Genomic DNA, 24,068 nt, shown 5'->3' with positions numbered 1-24,068 from the left:
TCTTTGTACTGACATATGATTTCTGCCTTTACGCTCTAGGGCGTTGGCATTTTGAATTTCTTGGGTTTCCCGTGGTAATAGGGAGGCGATGCTGAAGTCAATTAGTTTAACTTGTTTAGTTTCGGGATTAATTAAAATATTGGCAGGTTTGATGTCTTTATGAATAATCCGCTCGCGGTAAAGTGTATCTAAGATGTTGCATAGTGCGATCGCTATTTCTAAAAACTCTTCACTAGACGCGATATATGGCCTTTGTTCAGAGGTAAAATAATTTTTCAGAGAAATCCCCCCAAAGTCTTCCATCACCAGCGCATAGCCATTTTGGTAGGGTTCCAGACTGTAGGTTTGGACGATTAGCGGTGAGTTGAGATTTTTGGCAATGGTATACTGATTGCGAAAGGACAAGAGTTTGCCCAAACTGGGATAAGGATTTTTCAGCAGCTTAATGACTACAGGTAATGAGTCAGTCTCTCGATAGCCTCGATAAACCAGGGTTCTGGAACCATTGTAGAGTAAATCATAGATGTGATATCCAGGAATACTGACTAAAGTGCTAACCATGCTGCTAAATCCTGAATATTTCCAGATTTAGTATTCCCAGACATTTGAATTTGTTTACCAAAAACCGCAAAAAATTATACCGGAATTTCAATGATAAATTCTGTACCCTTACTGATAACAGTATTAAAACTCAATTTTCCGCCGTGGGTTTCTTCCACAATTTGACGAGCGATCGCCAACCCCAATCCCGTCCCTTTACCAACAGCTTTGGTAGTAAATAAATGGTCAAATATTTTTGATTTAACTTCTTCGCTCATTCCTTTACCATTATCATAAATGGCAATTTTCACTACATTATCTGCTGCTAATGTGGTAATTTTAATGCAGTTAGGATTGGCTTCAATTTCCTCAAAAATGCGTCCAGTATTTGATTCTTCTAAAGCATCAATAGCATTGGCTAATATATTCATAAATACCTGATTTAATTGACCAGGAAAGCATTCTATTTGAGGTAAATTACCGTAGTTTGTAATCACTTCAATGGCGGGGCGTTGCTCACTCGCCTTGAGACGATGTTTGAGAATGAGAATGGTGCTATCAATGCCTTGGTGAATATTAAACGGCACTTTATAATCTTTGTCAGCACGGGAGAAAGTTCTTAAACTAGTGCTGATATTTTTGAGGCGATCGCACCCCATTTTCATGGAGTCAATCATCTTGGGTAAATCTTTCAGAAGATAATCTAAATCAATCTCCTCAGCATGGTTGGCAATATCTCCTTCTGGGGCGCGATCGCGATATAGATTTAGATGCTCCATTAACTCTTGCACCCTTTGCTGTGCCTCATTCAAGTTGCCCGCAATAAAGCCAATGGGATTGTTAATCTCATGAGCCACGCCAGCCATAAGATTGCCCAATGCAGACAACTTTTCCTGCTGTACTAACTGGATCTGCGCTTGCTGGAGATGATGCAAAGCTTGGGAAAGTTCAGTAGTTCGCTGTTCAACTTGCTGTTCTAGGGTTTGAGTGAAGCGTTGCACCTTCAGTTGGGTTTCAATGCGAATCAACATTTCTTCGACCTGAAAAGGCTTAGTGATGTAGTCCACGCCGCCCACATGAAATGCTTTTACCTTGTCTAGGGAATCATCGAGCGCACTAATAAAAATTATCGGGATATTGCGAGTCTCTTCAGAAGCTTTGAGTTGGCGACAGACTTCATAGCCATCAATATCAGGCATATTGATATCCAGCAAAATCAGAGCGGGAGGTTCTGACTGAGCCGATCGCAGTGCCATTGTCCCATTGATGGCTGTACGCACCTCGTATCCTTGCTCCCGCAAGAGATTGGACAATAAGCGCAGATTGTCTCGCAAATCATCGACTACAAGAATTTCTGTTTTAGATAGGAGAATCATAAGTTCAAATAACTAAGGAAGAAATTGAGTCAGTTCGATTAGAGTGTCGAACTCAAAGTTATCTACCAACTCGTTCAAAGTTTTTACCATTGCTGACTGTTGATCGGGAATCTGTTGAATCAGTGCAATTAGCCGTTTCTCCCGTCCAGTGGTAGCGGCGGCGTGAAATTCTGTCAGCCACTCAGCCGACATCACCTTTAAGTCAGACGGTTGCAGTTGAACTATTGTAGATGGCTGTGGTGGCTGATGTTGTAGATTGTCTGTTTCCTCGTACACATAGCGCACACCAAGATGTTTTTCCATTGCGTAGAGAATTTCGTAATCCCGATAGGGCTTTCGCATGAAGTCATCACAGCCAACTGCCAAAATTGCCGACCGTTCTTCTTCCAAACTGCTGGCAGTCAAAGCGATAATTGTAGTCGAGTTGCCGTTGGGTTGCGCTTTGATGTACTGTGTAGCTTCAATGCCATTAAGTACAGGCATTCTCATATCCATCCAAATCAAGTGGGGCTGCCATTGTTGCCAAATAGCGATCGCCTCTTGACCATTCTCCGCTTCTTTGAGGTCAAATCCCAAGGGAGTAAGCAACTTGATTAAAATCTGGCGATTGATCTCTTTATCATCCACAACTAAGATCCGGTATTGCGGTTGATCGGGTTCCAGTCCAATAATCTGTCGCTGCAATTGCACCCTTTCCTCATCTACTCCCTCAACAGCGATCGCTTGAATATCAAATTTTACAACAGTGCCATACCCCACCTGAGAACTGAAGGTCATCTCCCCGCCCATTAGCTGCACAAATTTGCGGCTAATTGGTAATCCTAATCCAGTTCCCTCCTGGGCATTTTTTCCGGTTTGGGTTTGGGCAAAGGCTTCAAACAATTTATCTAACTCCTCAGCCGCAATGCCTGCACCAGAGTCTTCGATCTCGAAATGTAGGGTTAGTGGTTGGGAGGTAGGCAATTCTGGGGGATTGATTGCCATCACCTTGAGCGCCACACCTCCTTCATCGGTAAATTTAATTGCGTTGTTGATCAAGTTAATCAACACTTGGCGTAGCTTCACTTCATCGGTTTGTATATACGGGGGTAAATTGGGCAAATATTCAAACAACAACTGGAGCCTTTTGTCCTCTGCTTTGAGTCGGAACATATCTTCTACATCACTCAGCAAGCGATAGAGATCGAAACGTTTGGGATTGAGGGTAGTTTTCCCAGCTTCTATCTTGGATAAATCTAAAATGTTGTTGATGAGTGTGAGCAAATGTTCGCCACTACGAGTAATAATACTCACACTCTCCCGATGTTCGATGGAGAGGGTTTTGCTACGAGTCATCAGTTGTGCAAACCCCAAAATGGCGTTGAGGGGGGTGCGGAGTTCGTGACTCATGTTGGCAATGAAGGAACTTTTGGCTTGATTCGCTACTTCTGCTTTTTCTTTGGCTTGTTCTAGTTGTTGATTTGATTCTGCTAAATCTGCGGTGCGATCGCTCACTCGCTTTTCCAAGGTAGCAAAAGATTCCTGTAGTTGCCCTGCCATCTGGTTGAAGGAGAGTGCTAATTGACCCAACTCATCATTGCGATCGAGTTCAACTCCATCATTCCAATCTCCCTTAGCAATATCTTTTGCTGCCTGGTTGAGGCGCAGGATGGGTCGAGTTACCCATTGAGCCGTCAGGATGCCAAAGCCTGTAGCAACGCCCAATGCTATCAGACAGAGCAGAATGGTAGTGCGGGTATTAGCGTTGATTTGTCCCATGAAGTCTTTTTCAGGCACCACCACCACGACCAGCCAGTCCAGCCCTTTGTCGTCCTGCAAGGGGGTGATTTGGACGAACTGCCGCTCCCGGTCGATGGTAAAGTCAAGCTGCTGGGTGCCGTTGATGCCTGTTAGCCCTCCGACGCGAGTATCAAGATACTGAGCCGTCTGGCGGATAAGTGGATTGCTACTTTTGCTGGCTTTGAGGCGTTGTTCCTTGCCATTACTATCGAGAGTAAAGGGCTTTTCAGAGGTTGAGTTGGCTACGAGCAGTCCCGATCGCTCGATCACAAACATTTCACCAGTGGCGCTGACTTGAAAGCTGTTGAGGAATTGGGACATGGCGGCAAGGGAGCGAAACGCACTCACGACTCCAACCAGTTTTTTGTCCCGATCGTAAACAGGTTGCGAAAAGCACAAGAGCAGTTGCTTGGTGGCAATGTGAGGAAAAAGAATCCATACCGATTGGCCTGCCTGTCTTGCCAACGCGTAAAGGGGTCTAGATGTCACATCATAGTTTTGCACGAACTTAATCAACTCAGTCTTATTTCCCCGATCATCTGGAACATAGAGCCGCAGAGAGTCGCCCCGACCGTCTACGGCTGAAACTAGGGCTTGCTCATAGTGTTCAGAACCGCGCAATGTAGCTCGATCCGTAGTAATCGTGACAGCATTGACCGCAGGATGAAACAGTCGCAGCATATGCCAGGTTTGACGTTCCTGACTTTTGAGATCTTGCCAACTCCACAGCTTTCGGTTTAGATTATCAACGTTGATTTGATTGACTAGCTGTGGAACTTTCAAATAATCAACGATCTCGGCTTGAATGCGAGTCGATGTTTCGCTTTGCAACTGTCTGGCAAGGTCATTCACTGCTTGCTGACCATTGCGGAATGAGAGATAGCCTACGAGTCCCACTGCTGCTGTAATTTGCAAGACAAAAGGCACAATTACAACTGCTTGTAAAGGAATATTTCGCAAGGGTTTGGCAATAGTATGATCGAATAAGTTAATTAACATGAGTTATGAAACTATTGTAGAGTTATTCACTTACTTGATATCCGGGAATACTGACAAAAGTGCTAACCATATTGCGCTCATCCCGAAGATTTCCAGATTTAGTATTCCCAAAGAAGATCCCCGACTTATTAAAGAAGTCGGGGATCTGATGTCTATACCAGAATTTCAATAAAAAATTCTGTACCTTGACCCAAAATAGAGTTAAAACTCAATTTTCCGCCGTGGGTTTCTTCCACAATTTGACGAGCGATCGCCAACCCCAACCCTGTACCTTTACCCACAGCTTTCGTCGTAAATAAATGGTCAAATACTTTTGATTTTACTTCTTCACTCATCCCCTTACCATTATCAGCGATCGCAATTCTAACTAGACTATTTTCGACTGAGGTTGTAATTGTAATGTAGTTAGGATTGGCTTTAACTTCTTCAAAACTTCGCCCATAATTAGATTCTTCTAACGCATCAATGGCATTTGCTAGAATATTCATAAACACCTGATTTAATTGACCAGGGAAACATTCAATTTGAGGTAAATTACCGTAATTTGTGACAACTTCAATAGGGGGACGTTGTTCATTGCCCTTGAGACGATGTTTCAAAATTAAAATTGTGCTATCAATGCCATCATGAATGTTAAATGGCACTTTGTAGTCTTTATCAGCACGAGAGAAAGTTCTTAAACTGGTGCTGATATTTTTTAACCTGTCGCACGCCATAGACATAGAATCAATCATTTTGGGCAAGTCTTCTAAAGTATAATCCAAGTCGATTTCTTGGGCGTGTTCAATAATTTCATCTCCCGGAGTAGGAAACCTTTGTTCATATAGTTTCAAGTGTTTGATAAAATCGGCAAAGGTAGGTTTAGCAAGTTTTAGACTAGCAGCAATAAAACCCAGAGGATTATTCATCTCGTGAGCCACCCCAGCGACTAAGTTACCCAATGCAGACATCTTTTCACTTTGCACGATTTGTAATTGAGCGCCCTGGAGTTCTTGTAAAGCTGCTTCTAGCTGTTGAGCATCTTCTAGCGATCGCTGATAAAGTCGGGCATTTTCCAGAGAAATCGCGGCTTGGGCGCAGAGTAAATTGAGTAGTTCGACGCGATCGCTCGTGAACGCCCCCGTTGCTAAATTATTTTCTAGATATAAAATGCCCAGTAATTTCCCTTGATGTAAAATCGGGCTACACAAGATACTCTTCGGCTGCTGACGCATGATATACGGGTCATTGGCTAAGTTCGGATCGGCGATCGCATCCATCAGGACAACAGTTTGATTGTTGTGCTTGACTTTGTAAATTAGCTTGTGGGGAATATCCTGGCTGTCCTCAATAGGAAGGCGCTGCAATACAACTGGCTCCGCACCCTCAATAATTGAGCCTTTGATTAATAGGCGTTCATCTCGCAACAGCATGAACACGCATTTATCAGCCCCCGCGTTTTCGATAACGATTCTAAGCAATGATGAAAGCAGTTTTTCTAGTTCGATTTCCCCTGAGATAGCTTGGGAAGCTTTGAGAATAGCGGCTAAATCGAGAGAGTCAGAGACACTGGAGGAAGAACTAGTCGAGGTGACTGTTCCTAATGCAAAGACGGTTTCGTTAACCGAGAAAGCAGTGCGATTTTGTTGGAGAATAGAAGCCAGCAGTTGCGGATAGCGTCTTTCCAAGTCAGCAACCTTGGCTTTCGCACCCCAACGAGCATAGCCATAGTAAGCTTCAATCATGTAGTCGCTAGCAATGCGCTGTCTGCCCCAGTCGAGGTAGAATTTGGCTGCGAGTTCGTTGGCCAACGCTTCTTCTTGGATATATTCGTTGGCTTTAGCTCCAGATATAGCCAAGTCGTATAGCTCACTAGCTTCTACTTTGTGTCCTAACACTCGAAATTTTTCGGCTTCTACTAAATCAACCTTATGCTGGTGATTCATCGGGGCATGGTGCGCCCAATGATCTCGTAACTGAGTTTGGTTTTGTGCCACCCGCTCTAATGCTTCTGAAACCTCACCTGACGGTTGATTCAATAGTGCCAGAGCAATCAAAGAATCATAGAGATAGAATGCAGGTTCGCTGACCATTCCGGCAGCAACCATTAAATAGTTTCGCGCCTCAAATACATAGTTGTTAGCTTGTTCAACTTCCCCAAACACAAAGCAAAGAGCGAGCTTATATAAATAGAACGTATACAACCCAAATAGGTTATTCTTAGACCGCAGTAGGGGCAGGAATTCGGTCTCTTGGATGGCTGACCCAGACAAAATGGTAGGATGCTCCGCCAAACCCAGTAAATTTAAAATAGATTGCCAATAGATCCGGCAATAATTGGCTGGTGTTGATTGGTTCATTTGCACCAAACCATTGTGGAATGTCCGCGTATCCTGCTCCAAGGTGGCAAGGGGCTGACCGCACCAAAAAGAATTGAGACAAAAGCTGTGGGCACTAATTCCGACGCATTCTAGGTTTCCGACTTCTAAGGCAGTTGCGTAGCTCTCCCTCAAGAGTGGTAACGTTTCTTTGATGTGAGATTTGCGATGTAATATAAAACTACCTCGCAACATTAATACTTTAGGTTTAGTTGTTTTAGCATCGAGTTTTAAGACGACATTCAATGCCAACTGATTAAACTTTTCTGCTAAATTCACATCTTGGAATAGTTTACCGACAAGGATGCTATAGGAAGCATAGTTATAAGCTGAACCGGATATGTTTCCATGTTGAATGGATAGTTTTACTGATAGGCAAGTCAGTAATGGGAACAAGGGAGAACCCGATGCGAAAGTTACTCCCAGAAGACTAGTAGCAATCTGGATCGTGGCAATTTTGTTCGCATCTGTCATCACCGGGAGGTGAACAAAATCTGTAATTTCCCTATCTCCAACCAATTCGCTAATCTCTTGGATTGCCTGTTGAATATCTGTCACTTTGGGTGATTCAGGAAATGTTACACCCAGTTGTTGCAGGAGTTGTGTGCCGATCGCAATGGCTTGGGTCAGTTGATTCTGGGAGGAATTTGCGAGAATTTTAATGTTGTAAACATTGACCTTTTCCAGTAAAGAGCGTGCCCGATCGATGACCGTCTCAATCAACTGTTCCATCGCCTCAAAGTCACCGCACAGCATTGCCAATTCCGCCGCCTCGTCATGGAATGATAAAGTCATTTCATATTGTTGTTGCCAAGCCGTTTCCCCCAGCAAGGATAATCCCACTGCGGCATATTCACGAGCCGCTTGATAGGCGGTAGCACTTTTGGCTTTGCGACAGGCGATGAGGTTAAGTTCTGCTAATTCTTCTCGTTCTATTTTTTGGGTAATTAAAGAAGTTCCGTGATTTAATTGATTGACTATTTCAAAAATGCGGTCTTCTATTGCTGATGAGGAAATCTGTTGTAAAAGCAGTTGTCCAATTTGGTAATGAGTCGTTTGTTTTTGGTCATTGGGAATCAGAGAATAGGCTGCTTGTTGGACGCGATCGTGTAAAAATTTATAACTTGCTAATTGCTCATTGCTAATAGCTATTTGTTCATTTATATTAGCTGTTTCATCTTGATAAAACTTATAAACATCACTAATCGGTAAAATCAATCCTTCTTGCAACGCTTTCCACAAAGCAGTAGCCGTTTCTAGCTGCGATTGTTGTGAAACAATTGCCAATGTTGTTAAATTACAAGAGTTGCCAATACAAGCTGCTAGCTGCAAAATATCTTGAGTTGATAATGGTAGTTTTCGCAATTGAAAACTCATAAAAGCCACAACATCATCTGTAACCGCAAGAGTTGTCACTTGTGCAATGTCACATTGCCAACAGCCTAACTCTAAATCAAATTGAATTAATCCATCTTGATATAACGACTTAAGAAACTGGCTAGCAAAAAACGGATTTCCATGAGTTTTTTGATAGATCAATATAGAAAGATTCCATGCCAAATTTTCTCGGCATTTCAGCGTATCAGTGACTAATTTATTTACTTGTAATTGACTCAATGGTGCTAAAGTAATCGTATTAATTGTGAAGAGTGTTTTTTGGATTTCACTCAAAGTCAACATTAATAGATGTCCAGGGTGGACTTCGTTATCACGGTACGCACCAATGATCAAAAGATGACTTGTATCAGCCATTAAAAGCTGCATTAATTTCAGCGATGCCGAATCTGCCCATTGCAAATCATCTAAAAACATTACTAAGGGATGTTCTAAGCTGGTAAAAACTTGGGTAAATCTTTGAAATAATAAATTAAAGCGATTTTGTACCGCCGTTCCTGATAATTCTATGGCGGGTGGTTGTTCACCAATAATTCTTGATAATTCGGGGATAACTTCAATAATTACCTGTCCATTTTCGCCAAGAACATCTAATATTTTGTTTCTCCATTGTTGAATTTGTGCATCACTTTCGGTTAACAATTGCCCGATTAAATCTCGGAATGCTTGCACAAAAGCAGAGAAGGGAATATTCCGTTGAAATTGGTCATATTTGCCTTTGATAAAATAACCCCGTTGCCGCACAATTGGTTTATGAACTTCATTAACAATTGCCGTTTTTCCAATTCCCGAAAAACCTGCTACCAGCATCATTTCTGTTGCACCAAGACTAACTCTTTCAAATGCTTGGAGTAGAGTTTCTATTTCTGCTTCTCGTCCATAGAGTTTGTCAGGGATAATGAAGCGATCGCACACATCCCTCTGTGCAATTTCAAAAGCCTTGATTATACCATCAACTTGTAGCCGATGTAAACATTTTTCCAAATCAAACTTCAAACCCAAAGCACTCTGATATCTATCTTCGGCATTCTTCGCCATCAATTTCATCACGATGTCTGACAAGATTTCCGGAATCTCTTCACTTTTGAATTTTGAATTTTGACTTTTGACTTCCCGAAGGGATGGTGGAAGTTTGGCAATATGACAATGCACCAACTCCATTGGATCATTTGATTTAAATGGTAATTCTCCCGTGAGTAACTCGTAGAAAGTCACACCCAGAGAATAAAAATCTGTGCGGTAATCAATCCCCCGATTCATTCTTCCTGTTTGTTCTGGAGAAATATAAGCTAGTGTACCTTCCAACACATTGGGATTGATTAGTGTCTGCGTTTCCCGTGGTAGTAAAGATGCAATACTAAAGTCAATTAATTTAACTTCTTTGGTTTCAGGATTAATGAGAATATTGGCGGGTTTAATATCTTTATGTATAATGCGCTCGCGGTAAAGTATATCTAAGGTGTTGCATAGTGCGATCGCTATTTCTAAAAACTCCTGTAAAGATTGTCCCCCTCCCCTGACTCCCCAATCTTTGAGAGAAATCCCCCCAAAGTCTTCCATCACCAACGCATAACCATTTTGGTAGGGTTCTAGACTGTAGGTTTGGATGATTAGAGGTGAGTTGAGATTTTTGGCGAGGGTGTACTGATTGCGAAACTGTAATAATTCGCCCAAACTCGGATAAGGATTTTTCAGCAGTTTAATCACTACCGATATTGAGTCAGTCTCTCGATACCCTCGATAAACTAGAGTTCTGGAACCATTGTAGAGTTCTTCACTGATGCGATATCCGGGAATACTAACTAAAGTGCTAACCATGCTGCTAAATTCTAAAGATTTCCAGATTTAGTATTCCCAAAAAAGATACCCGACTTCTTTAAGAAGTCGGGTATCTGAGAGGTTGTTTGAAAAGTATTTAGCTGTGATTTTGGGCACTTGTTGATCCCCTCTAACCCACGCCAGTCGCTCATGGGGGAAACCCCCAAGACCGCGCTGGCTCCCCTTTTTAAGGGGGGAAGCAGAATAAAAGCCCCCCAATTTATCGGGGTATTTAGGGGGATCTAAAACGTTTTACTACCAAGAAAAAGACTTTTCAAACATCCTCTGAGGTCTATACCGGAATTTCAATGATAAATTCAGTACCTAGACCCAGAACAGAGTTAAAACTCAATTTTCCGCCGTGGGTTTCTTCAACGATTTGACGAGCGATCGCCAACCCCAAACCCGTCCCTTTACCAACAGCTTTCGTAGTAAATAAATGGTCAAAAACCTTTTGTTTTATTTCTTCATTCATCCCCTTGCCATTATCTTTAATACTAATAATTACTTGTCGCTGGTCATCACTAATTTTGGTAATAATTGTAATATAATTATGATTTGCTTGAATCTCTTCTAAACTGCGTCCAATATTTGACTCTTCCAAAGCATCAATAGCATTTGCCATAATATTCATAAATACCTGATTCAACTTTCCAGCAAAGCATTCTACTAATGGTAGCTGACCATACTCTTTGATAACTTGAATTTCTGGGTGATTTTCCCCAGCTTTGAGGCGATGTTTGAGAATTAAAATAGTGCTATCGATCCCATCATGAATGTTACAAGCAACAGGGCGATCGCTATCCGCACGAGAGAAGGTTCGCAAGGAAGTACTAATATCCCGAATTCGCTTCACCCCTTCTCGCATAGAACCCACTAACTTAGGTAAGTCTTCACGGATATAATCGAGGTCGATCGCCTCGATTTTCTCTTGAATATCAGCATCAGGATTGGGATACTTCTGCTCATACAAATCGACTAATCCCAATATATCTTTTATATAATCTAAAGCAGGTTGAATATTGCCACCAAGGAAGCCGATGGGGTTATTGATTTCATGCGCTACACTTGCGACAAGGTTGCCCAATGCCGACATTTTTTCACTCTGTACCAATTGCACTTGGGCGCTTTGAAGTTTTATTAATGCTGCTTCTAAATTTTGTTTTTGTTGTTTGAGTTCTTCTTGTGCTATGTGACGTTCGGTAACGTCTTCTGTCACGAATAAAATGCCGAATATATTTCCCTTAGCATCGCGTAGAGGCATCTTGCTCGTATCCAACCAAATTTGCTGACCATCTGGTCGTCGAAGTTGATCAATGATATGAAATTCTGCTTCACCAGACTCTATCACGCGGCGATCGCACATCACAAAGCAATCGGATTCTTCTTTGCTAAATAGTAAGTCATAGTCTGTTTTACCGACAATCTCATCAGGCGAACTTAAATTTAGTGCATCAGCCAAACTTTGATTGCAGCCAAAATAAACTGAATTGATATCTTTCCAGCCTACCCAATGTGGAATAGTATCAAAGACTAAGCGCATCAATTGTTGAGTTTGCTTAAGGGTTTCAATCGATGCAAATAATTCCTGAGTTCGTTCAGTGACTCGCTGTTCTAGTTGCTGGGTGAGTTGTTGCAGTTCTGTATTTCTAGCTTCTAAAGATTGGCTCAATTGGTTAAGCTTTAAGTGAGTTTTTACCCGCGCTAAAACTTCACTTTGTTGAAACGGTTTGGTGATGTAGTCAACGGCTCCCAGTTCAAAGCCTGTGACTTTATTTACCGATTCAGTCAAGGCGGTGACGAAGATAATCGGAATATTTTGGGTTTTCGGATTAGCTTTGATGTGCTGACAGGTTTCAAAGCCATCCATCCCCGGCATCATCACATCTAGTAAAATCAAAGACACGGGTGTATGTTCTAATTGCTGTAAAGCGCCCTCACCACTGGTGGCGATCGCAACTTCAAAACCAGCATGAGCTAATGTGTCTGAAAGCACTTTCAAGTTATTTGGCACATCATCCACAATTAGGATAATGCAATTTTCAAATATATTTGTAACGGGATTGTTATAAGTAATAGGATTTTTAGAGAATGCCGTCATAGCGAAAATGGGGAATTGGGGATTGGGAATTGGGAATTGCGAATGGGGAATGGGGAATTGGGCAATTCAATTTTGGATTTTGGATTTGCAATTTTGGATTCGACTTCAATCTAAAATCTAAAATCTAAAATCTAAAATTCCTAGTCCCTTCGAGAATTGTGAATTGGACAATTCAATTTTGGATTTTGGATTTGCAATTTTGGATTCGACTTCAATCTAAAATCTAAAATCTAAAATCTAAAATTCCTAGTCCCTTCGATCAAGAAAGATACTCTTCAATCAATGTTCGGATTTTTTCAGTCTGGAAATTCTCTGCATACTGACGCACTTCTTGAATAAATTGCTTGTACTGATCATCTGTTTTTTCCAAATTTTTTAGCTGTTGCTCGATCGCCATCAAGCGTCCCTGCAAAGCCAATGTGTGCAATTGCGACAAAACCTCCTCAGATGGGGGAATAATCTCATCTGGGGTGGATGACAGTATTGCCTCTGAGTTGGCTGTAATTGACTCCACAGCAATGGAGTTTTGGTCATAAATCCATTTCAGATTCAGGTATTTTTCCAACAACTTCAGCAGTGCTGGGGCTTCTATCGGCTTGGGTAAAAACGCATCGGCTCCGGCTGCAAGACTTTCATTCTGATTACTTTCAAAGACACTAGCAGAAGAAGCGATCGCCGGAATATCCTTTAATTCAGGAATCTGTCGCAACTGTCGCAACATCTCGTAGCCATTCATCTCTGGCATCATCAAGTCTGTAATAATCAGATCGGGATGAATCTCCTTCGCCTTCTCCAATCCTTCTCGACCGTTGCTGACGGCAACCACTACAAAACCCAAAGGTTCCAGTAAACTAACCACAACAGACCGATTCTCCCAACGATCATCAACTACCAGCACCTTGTGCTTGCGGCCTTCAAATCCTACGATCTTCCCTTGCTGAGTTGTTCGCAGACTTGTAGCCCATTCTTTAGCTTCGGGAACTTCGACTTCAAACCAGAAGGTGCTACCTTGTCCAAGTTGGCTGTCCACATTCAGGGTGCTACCCATCAGAGACACGATTTGCTGACTGATTGCTAGTCCTAATCCAGTACCTTCTCCTTGTTTCTTCACATCACCCACTTGTTCAAAGGGTTGGAAGATTTTCGTGAGTCCAGATGGCGATATCCCGACTCCTGTATCTTGTACCTCAAAGCGAATTTTATAGGTTGCAGTTTCCAGTTTGTGAGTTTTAACGCGAAACGTCACCCCGCCTTTCTCAGTAAACTTAATGGCATTCCCCAACAAGTTAATCAACACTTGGCGTAGGCGTTTTTCATCAACTGTAATGCCAACAGGTAAATTAGAATCAGGTTGATAGATGAAGGGAATTCCTTTTTGGCTAGCACGCACGCGCATCATCTCTGCAACCCCTTCGAGAAGTGCGGGGACATAGGCATCGCTAGGGTACAATTCCAATTTACGGGCTTCGATTTTGGCGAGATCAAGGACATCATTGATCAGATTCAGCAAATGATTGCCGCACTGGTAAATAATATCAATACCTTTTTTACCTTTTTCTGTTAGTGGTTCACCATTTTGAAGAATTTGGGCATAGCCCAGGATGCCATTAAGCGGTGTTCGCAGTTCATGGCTCATGTTGGCAAGAAACTCGCTCTTGGCTTGGTTTGCAGTATCAGCTTTTTCTTTGGCTTCTGCTAGTTCTAGTGTGCGTTCTTCTACCTTTTGTTCTAAGGTGGCAAAGGAGGTTTGCAACTGTTTAGCCATGCTATTAAAGGATGCGGAAAGTTCTCCCAGTTCATCGGTGCGTAGGCGTAGCCCGTCGTAGACATCGCTTGGTAGAGTCGCATTCCAGTTGCCCGTTTCTAATTGCTTGGCGGCGCTATTGAGTTGTAAAACTGGTAGCACAACAAGCGATCGCGATAGCCAACGCACTAAAACTACAGTCACTAACAACACAGCTAAAAAATTTACCAGAGCAAATGCGGCTACCGAATATACCTGACGAACTACAGAACTTGCATCCAGTTCAACCACCAAAAATCCATTCACTCGACCCTGAAGATTGGCAATTGGGGCATAGCCGTAAAGAATGGTTTCGCCATTTGCAGTTTGGTGAAATTCCTGCTCAACAAAGGGTGCATTCCGGGCAACAGCTGCATACAAATCATCTAATGATTTTGTGTAATCCATGCCAATCAATACAGTTTTGCTTTGATCGGTAGGGTCGTAGTTTAAAACATAGACAAACTTTTTATTTGGTTGCTGGCGTACCGTATAGATACGTAGAATATCTTTACTAGTTGCTTGAATGGCTACAAGTTTATCTTGATTAATTTTGTAAAAGGCTGAGGTGCGATCGCTACGCTGGAGAACCAATCCGTGATAATCGCTATCGATTTGTGGAACAGCCAGACTGACAATCGCCAAAAGACGATTACGGATTGCCTGCCGTTGACTAGAATACAACTGCCAGTACATTCCCGAAGCCAATGTACCAGCCATCACCGCGATTAGCACTGAATAAGAAGCAATAATTTTTGTGCTGAGGTTCCAATTTCGCACGCTCTGTGGCTCCTTTTACAGTCCCAAACTACTGAAATGGGCAAGTTATTAAATGTTATTTTTGCCCAGTTATTTCTAAAATGCCCACTTAATGCGTCAAATGAACAAATTGGGCATTGGGCAATTCAATTTTGGATTTTGGATTTGCAATTTTGGATTCAACTTCAATCTAAGGGACTCGCGCTAAAATAAAGTACCAGTTGAAAACCCTGAATCCATCATAAAACGGTAAAACCTGATTGGTATATCGGTACATTATTTAATTGCAAGTCCCTAAAATCTAAAATCTAAAATCTAAAATCTAAAATCTAAAATTCCTAGTGCATTGGGCATGGGGAAGCAAGGAGAAAGACTTGGTGCCAATTCTCCCCTTGTCTCCCTCATAGCCCCAAACTATCACGGTAAGCGGCGCGTTGAGACTCACGCCCCACTTTATTGGTAATCTGCTCCCATCTCTGTTCAATCTGCTGCATTGTTTTCTCTGTGGTGAGTTTGTTTACTAAGAAATCCGCTCGAACCGCATCAAGGGCTTCGATATATTGCTGATTGTGGGGAATTTTCAGATCCAAGACCATATTGGAACTATTCAAGCTGACACCGATCGCTCCTAAATAGCTGTTGGCTGCTTCCGGTGACATGCCGGCTTTAATCCAGGGTTCTGAGTTTTCAAATTGAGAAATTCGGTAGGGGTTAAAGCCCGTTTCGCCTAGTGTGACATCAATATTCGACTGAGCCGATTGCCCCATATAGGAGAGAAACGAGTATGCGGCATCTTTCACCCTTGGTGCTGGCTTTGCCGCAACTACACCCACCCATCCCCCATAAGCGGCATAGGGTGCGTGATTGACTCCAGCAATGGCATAAGGACAGGTAAATTTGTCGCAAGCAACCAGTTTACCCGTCTTTGGATCGAGAACTTGAGTTGTGCCGGGAGTGATAAAGGCTCCCACTTTGTTAATCACTTTCGATGTAGGAGCGATCGCGAGCGTACCCACATCCCCCCAGTCAAGGGTCATGGCACACCTTCCACCCAAAAATAATTCTCTGGCTTTTGCCTGACTTAGGTTTTGATCGTCGGGGACTCCATAATCCATAGTTTTTTTGTATATCTCTAGTGCCTTGGCAAATCCTGGATTATTCACTAAAGGTTTCATCGTGTCCGGGTCAAAAAATATCCCTTGTGCAGTTCCCTGAGATTGCAAAAAGGGAGTGACAAATGAACCCAATATCGATGCACTAAATTCCTTGGGACGCTTTTCAATACAAGAGCCATAATCTGGTGTACCGTCGCCATTCAGGTCTTTGCCGTGAAATCCCTTGGCGATCGCTAGATACTCATCCCAGGTTCCTGGAGGCGTTAACCCCACTTTGTTGAACAAATCTGTGCGGTAATAAATCATATGAAAATCACCATCTAAGGGAATAGCATAGGTGCGTCCCTTGTAAGTTGCACTGAAATTCCGAAACAGGGGAGCAATATCATCCCATTGCAAAGCAGCATCAGATTTCTGGCGATCGCTTAAATCTGCCAAATACCCCGCATTAATAAAGTCGATTAGCCACTGGGGCAAAACAATTGCCATATCATACTTTGAACTCTCACCAGACCAATTCTTTTGCAGCGTGTCATACAAGTCTTTAAAGGGCACAGCCGTCAGATTAACCTTCGCTCCAGTTAGGGCTTCAAACCCCCCAATATGTCGTTCAGTCACCGTTTTTTGCGCTCCATCATGGGTAATGACGTTAATCGTCACACCGTCAAACCGTTGTGCAGTCGGGTTGATCTGGGTGGGTTGAGGAGATGAAGCTGTTTGAGAATTGGGTGGCGAGAAACTGCAACCTGGAACCCCTAAACTCAACCAGATAGCAGCGAGGAAAATTAGATAATATCGAGTTCGCTGCCATTGGGAGCGAACGTTTTGCCAATTAGACATTTTTTTATCAAAAATTTGGGTTGAAAACCCCGTCCTGGAAGGACGGCTTTTGGTAAATAGGAGGTGTGGAAGGGTAATCAACCACTTAAAAAACCCATTTGCTGCCTTAGAGGAGTCAAATAATGGGCAAAATTTTGAGAAAATTAATCACAATCCCAATCAAATTATCATTAAGACCTCAGTCGAAAATCAACAAGTAAAAATATCAATCGCTGATAACGCTAAGGGAATGAACGAAGAAGTAAAACAAAAGATATTTGACCATTTATTTACTACGAAAGCTGTTGGTAAAGGTACAGGATTAGGGTTAGCGATCGCTCGTCAAATTGTGGAATCAACCCACGGCGGAAAATTGAGTTTTAACTCTGTTTTAGGTCTAGGTACTGAATTTATCATTGAAATTCCGGTATAGTTTAGGACTCAGATCCCCGACAACTTTCGTGAAGTCGGGGATCTTTTTTGGGAATACTAAATCTAGAAGTCTTAAGGATTTAGCAGTATGGTTAGCACCCTAGTCAGCATTCCCGGATATCGCATCTATGATTTACTCTACAATGGTTCGAGAACTCTGGTTTATCGAGGGGTTCGAGAAACTGACTCATTACCTGTAGTCATTAAACTACTGAAAAATCCTTATCCCAGCTTCTCTGAACTCTTATCGTTTCGTAATCAGTACACCATTGCTAAAAATCTCAACTCACCGCTAATCGTCCAAACCTACAGTCTGGAACCCTATCAGAATGGCTATGCGCTGGTGATGGAAGACTTTGGAGGGATTTCTCTCAAAAATTATTTCACCTCTGACGAGGAGCGATATATCGCGTCTAGTGAAGAGTTTTTACGAATTGCGATCGCACTCTGCAACACCTTAGATATACTCTACCAAGAGCGGATTATTCACAAAGATATCAAACCCGCCAATATTTTAATTAATCCCGAAACCAAACAAGTTAAATTAATTGACTTTAGTATTGCATCCTTACTACCACGGGAAACGCAGACACTAATCAACCCCAATGTATTAGAAGGGACACTAGCTTATATTTCCCCAGAACAAACAGGGAGAATGAATCGGGGGATTGACTACCGGACTGATTTTTATTCTTTAGGTGTAACTTTCTACGAGTTAATCACGGGACAATTACCATTTATTTCAAACGATCCAATGGAGTTGGTGCATTGTCATCTTGCCAAAAATCCCATTGCAGTACATCAAATAAATCGTCATATTCCGTTAGTTTTATCTGAAATCATTAATAAGTTGACGGCTAAAAATGCTGAAGACCGCTATCAAAGTATATTAGGAATCAAGCATGATTTAGAGATTTGTCTCACTCAATTGCAAGCCACTGGAAACATTGAATATTTTAAAATAGGAGAGCGAGATATTAGCGATCGCTTCCTCATTCCTGAAAAACTCTACGGTCGAGAAAAAGAAGTTGCTCAACTATTAGCTGCCTTTGAACGAGTCAGCCTTGGTGCAACAGAAATGATGCTAGTAGCAGGTTTTTCTGGCATTGGAAAAACAGCTGTTGTGAATGAAGTTCATAAACCCATTGTTCGCCAACATGGTTATTTTATTAAAGGCAAATACGACCAGTTTCAGCGTAATATTCCCTTCAGCGCCTTTGTCCAAGCCTTCCGAGACTTAATGAGGCAATTGCTTTCAGAATCAGATACACAATTGCAAATATGGAAAAGCAATATTCTCGAAGCCGTTGGTGACAATGGACAAGTCTTGATTGACGTAATTCCTGAGTTGGAAAACATCATCGGTAAACAATCACCAGCATCAGAACTATCAGGAACTGCTGCCCAAAATCGCTTTAATTTACTCTTTCAAAACTTTGTGGAAGTTTTCACAAGCATGGAACATCCTCTAGTAATATTTTTGGATGACTTGCAGTGGGCAGATTCCGCATCGTTGAAATTGCTGCCATTGTTAATGCAAAAGACAGAATATCTATTAATATTGGGTGCTTATCGAGATAATGAAGTCTCGCCCGTCCATCCATTTATCTTAACAGTCGATGAAATTGTGAAAACTGAGACAACAGTGCATACAATTACCTTGCCATCGTTAAGTGAAACAGATATGAATCAGTTAGTAGCAGATACCCTGGATTGCGAGTTATCAATTGCTCAACCTTTAACTAAATTAGTCTTTCAAAAAACTCAGGGGAATCCTTTCTTTGCTACCCAGTTTCTCAAGGCATTACATGATGACCAGCTAATTATCTTTGATTGGGAGATGCAATATTGGCAGTGTGATATTGCTCAAATCAGAGCTTTAGCACTCACCGATGATGTGGTGGAATTTATGTCTTTGCAATTGCAGAAATTGCCTAGCCAGACTCAGAATATTCTCAAATTATCAGCTTGTATTGGGGCGCAATTTGATTTGAATACATTGGCTATTGTTGCAGAAAAATCTCCAGAATATGCGGCGGCTGATTTATGGAAAGCGTTGCAAGAAGGGCTGATTATTCCCAATACAGAAATCTATAAATTCTTTATTCAATCCGACAGTGCGTCGGTTTCTAATGCAGCAGCAAATCCGATTTATCGGTTTTTGCATGACCGAGTTCAACAAGCTGCTTACTCCCTGATTCCAGAAGAGCAAAAGCAAGCAACTCATCTGAAAATTGGCCAGTTACTTGAACAAAAATTTTCAGAAAGAGAACGAGAAGAAAAACTGTTTGATATTGCCCTGCATTTGAATTTAGGAATTAAGTTAATTACTCAACCAAGCGATCGCCAAGCATTAGCGCAACTGAATTTGCAAGCTGGAGTGAAGGCGAGAAAATCTACAGCTTACGCCGCAGCCAGGGTTTATTTGCAAACGGGGATGAAGCTACTCAGGGCGAACTGTTGGCAATATCAGTATGAATTGACCCTGAATCTGTATGTGGCAGCAACGGAAGCCAGCTATTTGAATGGTGACTTTGCGGGTATGGAACAGCTTGCTGCATTGGTATTGCAGCAAGCACAGACCATTTTGGACAAAGTGAAAATCTACAAAATTCAAATCGTGGCACTAGTGGCTCAGAGCCAAATGTTAGAGGCGATCGCTGTGGGAACAGAAGCTCTAGCACAATTGGGGGTAGAATTCCCTACAGAAGTAGACGAAGCGAAGATTGGCATTGCCTTACAAGACCTTAAGCACCAACAAAATGGCAGAGATATTGCCGATCTGATTGATCTGCCCGTGATGAGCGATGCCATGCCGTTCGCGTAGCGTCTCGTAGAGAAGGCTTTACGCTACGCTAACAAAATTCAAAATTAAAGACAGCCACGCCACTTGCGGGTGGGGTTTCAACAACCCTTGGGAAACAATGATTCTTTCTCGTGCGAACGCTACCGCGAACGCGCCACAAGGGGCGAGGTTTTAAACCTCACTTCTTTTCATAAAAAAATATTCAATTAACTCTTGTGGGGTGGGCATCTTGCCCGCCCAGTCAATAAGGCGGGCAAGATGCCCACCCCACAATATTGAATAATTTATTTCTTGGAGTTCCCTAAGTGAAGAACTCTACAATGGTTTGAGAACCCTGGTTTATCGAGGATATCGAGAGATTGATTCCTTACTTTGGCATTTGATCATTGCCTCATTGAAGAACGGCAATCAAGGGAAAGAAACTACTTTGCAAGAAGCGCTTTTAAATTTCAGCAGAGGTGAAATTGCTAGGCTTTGCACTTGCCGATCAATACCATCTCCCTGAATAATCACCTGAGAACGTGACTGAATTAATTCCCCTATCTGCGGACAACCTAGAATAGGAGTCAGTTCTGTTAAAGCAAAGAAAAATTCTGTGTTTAATTTGTCTAATGATGGTCGTAATGTTTGGTTTAAGTCTGGGACGTTAGGAAAAGATTTAATACCTTGCTTTTGCCAGTTTTGAAAATCAGCTGTTTGGATGAGTTTTCCTGCATCTATTTGTGCTTGAAAAAATTCTGCAACTCTATCAGGTTCTAGGTTATGAGTTTTTGCTTGTTGTCTAGCCTTTAATAATAACTCTTGTTCGCGCTTGAGATCCTCAATAGGACGTTTGTGATTCCATTTCCACCGGGCTACATCATGTGCAATTAGTAATCGCTGCTGGATCAATTTTAGTAATTTATCTACAGGTAGTTGCTGATTTGCGATCGCAATATCTTGATAATTTGCTGATTTGACTAACCGAGAGTTGTGAGTAGCAAAATATAATTTTAAGTTGGCTGCAACTACTGTACTACTGAAAAAAAGCCCAAAGAAAATTATGATGACAAACAACAGTGGATGCTTTCTGAAAAAACTTAAATTCATGTCAAAAAGTTTATAATCTCTATTACCTATCAACAATTTACAGTATTATGATAGGAATACAGTATTTTAAATCTCAGACAGAATATCTCATAGTTACTGACAAAAAGCAAGATCAGTACAAAAAGCCGTTGCATTTGCTGGAAAATTCTGGTTCTGAGGGTGATTTATCCGACTAAGCGATTAGAAATCGCGGCTACACAAACCAAGTCCGCCTGCGCGGACTCAAGAAATTGGAAACCCACGGAGGTGGGTTTTGTCTGTATAGCCGCGAATTCTATTCGCCAGGGCTAGATATATCTAGATATATTTTTACGAAAGAGAGATGCTCCCATACAGCTTGCCTAAAAGCACCTACTAAACTAAATTTGCTGGCGCTTATAGGCAGCTGCACGTTCAAATACTATCTGATCACAATATTTATTCGGTCATTCCTAGTCAGAGATTCGGAACAAAACAAACTCCTAACTCTTTCTTGTACAGACACGATTAATCGCGTCTCTCCTTTAGGCCTTTCTGGCCACCACCGAGTTTTTAACCAAAAGTTCCACGGCTGCTTGATATTGCAGATCCGCTTCGGTAGCAATCTGTTCGCGGTTAATGGCTGGTTGGGAAATAACCTTATCTGGCTTAATACCTAGTTTGTTAATATCCCGATGTTGAGGAGTTTCATACTTAGCAATTGTGACTGCCAAGCCCGAACCATCTGATAATTCAAATAAAGATTGAATTAAGCCCTTGCCAAAAGTGGTTTCGCCTACCAACTGGGCGCGATCGTTATCTTGGAGTGCGCCGGCGAGAATCTCACTGGCACTAGCAGTTCCTTGATTCACCAAAATCACCAGAGGATCTTTCGTCAGGGCTGGGCCAAGGGCTTCAAAACTTCCCTGAATGCCTTGTCGGTTAACAGTGTAGACGATAGTGCCTGAGTCTAACCATAGACGGGCAATTTCAATTCCTGATTGCAATAATCCCCCAGGATTATTTCGCAAATCTAGAATGTAAGCATCAGCGCCTTTTTTTTCTAGACTAGAAATAGCGTGTGCCAATTCCGTTGAAGCGTTGGCATTAAATTGTGTAAGACGTAGGTAGCCAATGGGTGTACCCTCAGCAGAAACACGCAAATCTGAAACCACAGGGTTAAGAGCAATGCGATCGCGCGTTAGTCTAATTTCCGTTTCTGCCTCTCCATCCCGTTCGATCAGGAGAGTAACAAGGCTACCACTCGGCCCCCGCATTCTAGTCGCAGCTTCATCAAGGGTAAGATTTTTTGTGGAAACGCCCTCAATTTTGAGAATGCGATCGCGTGGTCGAATCCCCGCTTTATCTGCTGGTGAACCGGCGATCGGAGCTACTACTTCTAACTTCCCAGTCTCAGGATTCAAGGCAATTTGCAATCCCACCCCAGTCAGTTCCCCAGAAGTACTGACCTGCAAGCTGCGGTACTGTTCTGGATCTAAAAAGCGGGTAAAAGGATCGTCGAGGCTCTTGAGCATCTTCCCAATTGCCTCATAACTGGCATTTGAGTCTGCCAGTGGCTTCTCCAGAACCTTTTGTCGCACAGTTGCCCAGTTTTGATGATTAAATGTCTCATCTAGATAAGTGCGATTAACAATTCGCCAAACTTCCGAAACCAGCTTTTGTTCCGTCGTCAAAGCCATCGCCGGCTGAGTAAGCGTACCCAACGCCAAACAAAACGCCATTAACAATGAAAATCCAACCCGAAAGACTTGTTTATTCATGAACCCCATTATCAATTCCACCTCAACCCAAATTGCCTAGATAATGCCCACTTCCCCTGTTGTTGATGAAATCTATCTCTCGATTATGTTACTTTTTTTATAGAAGTGGTGCATTTTTCTCATCAAGTTGTTCAGTCAACTGATGCATCGTATCCACTCACCAAAGGATAAAATCTACTTTGTGTCCACCATTTTGTGTGTAGGGGCGTAAAGAGATCGCAATATATTCCATCTTTACAGAGTGTAAAGTTTCTGAAGTCTCTTAGCACGCCAAAAGCCCAAAAGCAAACAAAAAACTCCCCTTTACGAAAATCCCAAAATTGCTAATTGGGAGAGAAGTCTGAACAAAGGCTTCAGCCGATTCAGAACTTCGGGATTTATCAACCGCAACCGACTTTTAGGAACTTGAGATTGTATGGCCAACGTTTACGACTGGTTTGAGGAACGCCTGGAGATTCAGGCACTCGCCGAAGATGTCACTAGCAAGTATGTCCCTCCCCACGTCAATATCTTTTACTGTCTGGGTGGAATTACCCTGGTTTGTTTTCTCATCCAGTTTGCCACTGGATTTGCCATGACATTCTACTACAGACCAACAGTCACCGAAGCTTTCTCCTCAGTACAGTACATCATGACTGAAGTAAACTTCGGTTGGCTAATTCGCTCCATTCATCGCTGGTCTGCCAGCATGATGGTGTTGATGATGATTTTGCACGTCTTCCGGGTTTATCTCACAGGTGGTTTCAAAAAGCCCCGCGAATTGACCTGGGTAAGTGGTGTGATCCTCGCTGTGATTACCGTTTCCTTTGGAGTCACTGGCTATTCCCTACCTTGGGATCAAGTTGGCTATTGGGCTGTGAAAATCGTTAGCGGTGTACCAGAAGCAATTCCCGTGGTTGGCGTTCTGATCTCCGACTTGCTGCGCGGCGGTTCTAGTGTTGGTCAAGCAACACTAACCCGTTACTACAGCGCACACACCTTTGTACTGCCTTGGTTGATTGCAGTCTTCATGCTGTTTCACTTCTTGATGATCCGCAAGCAAGGCATTTCCGGGCCTTTGTAATCTCAGCTATTCGCGAAAGGCAACATTTGTCAGTTTTCAGATGAAGTTGTTTGTTTTAAACTTATGAAACACAAGAAATTAATGGCACATAAGTTCTA

At 42.3% G+C, this 24,068-nt stretch carries 10 protein-coding genes and 2 pseudogenes; 3 read left to right on the top strand and 9 right to left on the bottom strand.

Annotated elements, in window-relative coordinates; all coding sequences use genetic code 11:
• Nucleotides 1–33: 33 nt before the first annotated feature.
• From V7K76_RS20240 to V7K76_RS20210, 7 genes and pseudogenes are all read right to left on the bottom strand, one after another.
• A pseudogene (locus tag V7K76_RS20240) lies at nucleotides 34–561 on the bottom strand (serine/threonine protein kinase); the annotation flags it as partial.
• Nucleotides 562–635: 74 nt separating this feature from the next.
• On the bottom strand, nucleotides 636–1,916 hold the full coding sequence (locus V7K76_RS20235) for a sensor histidine kinase (protein WP_334778902.1): 1,281 nt from the start codon (nucleotides 1,914–1,916) through the stop codon (nucleotides 636–638).
• Between the two features lie 12 nt (nucleotides 1,917–1,928).
• Complete coding sequence (locus tag V7K76_RS20230) at nucleotides 1,929–4,694, bottom strand: ATP-binding protein (RefSeq protein ID WP_334778901.1); 2,766 nt, start codon at nucleotides 4,692–4,694, stop codon at nucleotides 1,929–1,931.
• A 152-nt stretch (nucleotides 4,695–4,846) separates the two neighbouring features.
• The gene (locus V7K76_RS20225; RefSeq protein ID WP_335029969.1) at nucleotides 4,847–10,264 is read right to left on the bottom strand and encodes a trifunctional serine/threonine-protein kinase/ATP-binding protein/sensor histidine kinase; all 5,418 of its coding nucleotides are present in this window, start codon (nucleotides 10,262–10,264) and stop codon (nucleotides 4,847–4,849) included.
• Between the two features lie 292 nt (nucleotides 10,265–10,556).
• A complete protein-coding gene (locus V7K76_RS20220; RefSeq protein ID WP_334778899.1) occupies nucleotides 10,557–12,365 on the bottom strand; it encodes a response regulator in 1,809 nt (602 codons plus the stop codon).
• Nucleotides 12,366–12,624: 259 nt separating this feature from the next.
• Complete coding sequence (locus tag V7K76_RS20215) at nucleotides 12,625–14,928, bottom strand: ATP-binding protein (protein ID WP_335029967.1); 2,304 nt, start codon at nucleotides 14,926–14,928, stop codon at nucleotides 12,625–12,627.
• A gap of 380 nt (nucleotides 14,929–15,308) precedes the next feature.
• Nucleotides 15,309–16,862: an ABC transporter substrate-binding protein gene (locus V7K76_RS20210; RefSeq protein WP_334951418.1), complete on the bottom strand. Its 1,554-nt coding sequence runs from the start codon at nucleotides 16,860–16,862 to the stop codon at nucleotides 15,309–15,311.
• Nucleotides 16,863–16,938: 76 nt separating this feature from the next.
• Here V7K76_RS20210 and V7K76_RS20205 point away from each other — a divergent pair.
• A pseudogene (locus tag V7K76_RS20205) lies at nucleotides 16,939–17,274 on the top strand (sensor histidine kinase); the annotation flags it as partial.
• 87 nt (nucleotides 17,275–17,361) lie between these two features.
• On the top strand, nucleotides 17,362–20,100 hold the full coding sequence (locus V7K76_RS20200) for an ATP-binding protein (protein ID WP_442936191.1): 2,739 nt from the start codon (nucleotides 17,362–17,364) through the stop codon (nucleotides 20,098–20,100).
• A gap of 387 nt (nucleotides 20,101–20,487) precedes the next feature.
• Here the strand turns inward: V7K76_RS20200 and aroQ are convergent, their stop codons facing one another.
• Together aroQ and ctpA are read right to left on the bottom strand one after the other, a co-directional pair.
• The gene (aroQ, locus tag V7K76_RS20195; protein WP_334778894.1) at nucleotides 20,488–21,168 is read right to left on the bottom strand and encodes a gamma subclass chorismate mutase AroQ; all 681 of its coding nucleotides are present in this window, start codon (nucleotides 21,166–21,168) and stop codon (nucleotides 20,488–20,490) included.
• 503 nt (nucleotides 21,169–21,671) lie between these two features.
• Nucleotides 21,672–22,916: a carboxyl-terminal processing protease CtpA gene (gene ctpA / locus V7K76_RS20190; RefSeq protein ID WP_334778893.1), complete on the bottom strand. Its 1,245-nt coding sequence runs from the start codon at nucleotides 22,914–22,916 to the stop codon at nucleotides 21,672–21,674.
• A gap of 406 nt (nucleotides 22,917–23,322) precedes the next feature.
• Here ctpA and petB point away from each other — a divergent pair, with 406 nt between their 5' ends.
• Nucleotides 23,323–23,970, top strand: a complete 648-nt coding sequence (gene petB, locus V7K76_RS20185; RefSeq protein WP_179064867.1) for a cytochrome b6 — start codon at nucleotides 23,323–23,325, stop codon at nucleotides 23,968–23,970.
• Nucleotides 23,971–24,068 lie beyond the last annotated feature (98 nt).

Source organism: Nostoc sp., from assembly GCF_036917975.1.
In the GTDB taxonomy this organism is placed as follows: Bacteria; Cyanobacteriota; Cyanobacteriia; order Cyanobacteriales; family Nostocaceae; genus Nostoc.
The sequence above is the reverse complement of the archived record's forward strand: the minus strand, read 5'-3'. Positions and strand labels throughout refer to the sequence as shown.

Coding starts and splice junctions, on each gene's coding strand:
- petB (WP_179064867.1), top strand. CDS start 23,323: ATGGCCAACGTTTACGACTGGTTTGAGGAACGCCTGGAGATTCAGGCA.
- V7K76_RS20210 (WP_334951418.1), bottom strand. CDS start 16,862: ATGTCTAATTGGCAAAACGTTCGCTCCCAATGGCAGCGAACTCGATAT.
- V7K76_RS20225 (WP_335029969.1), bottom strand. CDS start 10,264: ATGGTTAGCACTTTAGTTAGTATTCCCGGATATCGCATCAGTGAAGAA.
- V7K76_RS20200 (WP_442936191.1), top strand. CDS start 17,362: ATGGTTAGCACCCTAGTCAGCATTCCCGGATATCGCATCTATGATTTA.
- aroQ (WP_334778894.1), bottom strand. CDS start 21,168: ATGAATTTAAGTTTTTTCAGAAAGCATCCACTGTTGTTTGTCATCATA.
- V7K76_RS20220 (WP_334778899.1), bottom strand. CDS start 12,365: ATGACGGCATTCTCTAAAAATCCTATTACTTATAACAATCCCGTTACA.
- ctpA (WP_334778893.1), bottom strand. CDS start 22,916: ATGGGGTTCATGAATAAACAAGTCTTTCGGGTTGGATTTTCATTGTTA.
- V7K76_RS20230 (WP_334778901.1), bottom strand. CDS start 4,694: ATGTTAATTAACTTATTCGATCATACTATTGCCAAACCCTTGCGAAAT.
- V7K76_RS20235 (WP_334778902.1), bottom strand. CDS start 1,916: ATGATTCTCCTATCTAAAACAGAAATTCTTGTAGTCGATGATTTGCGA.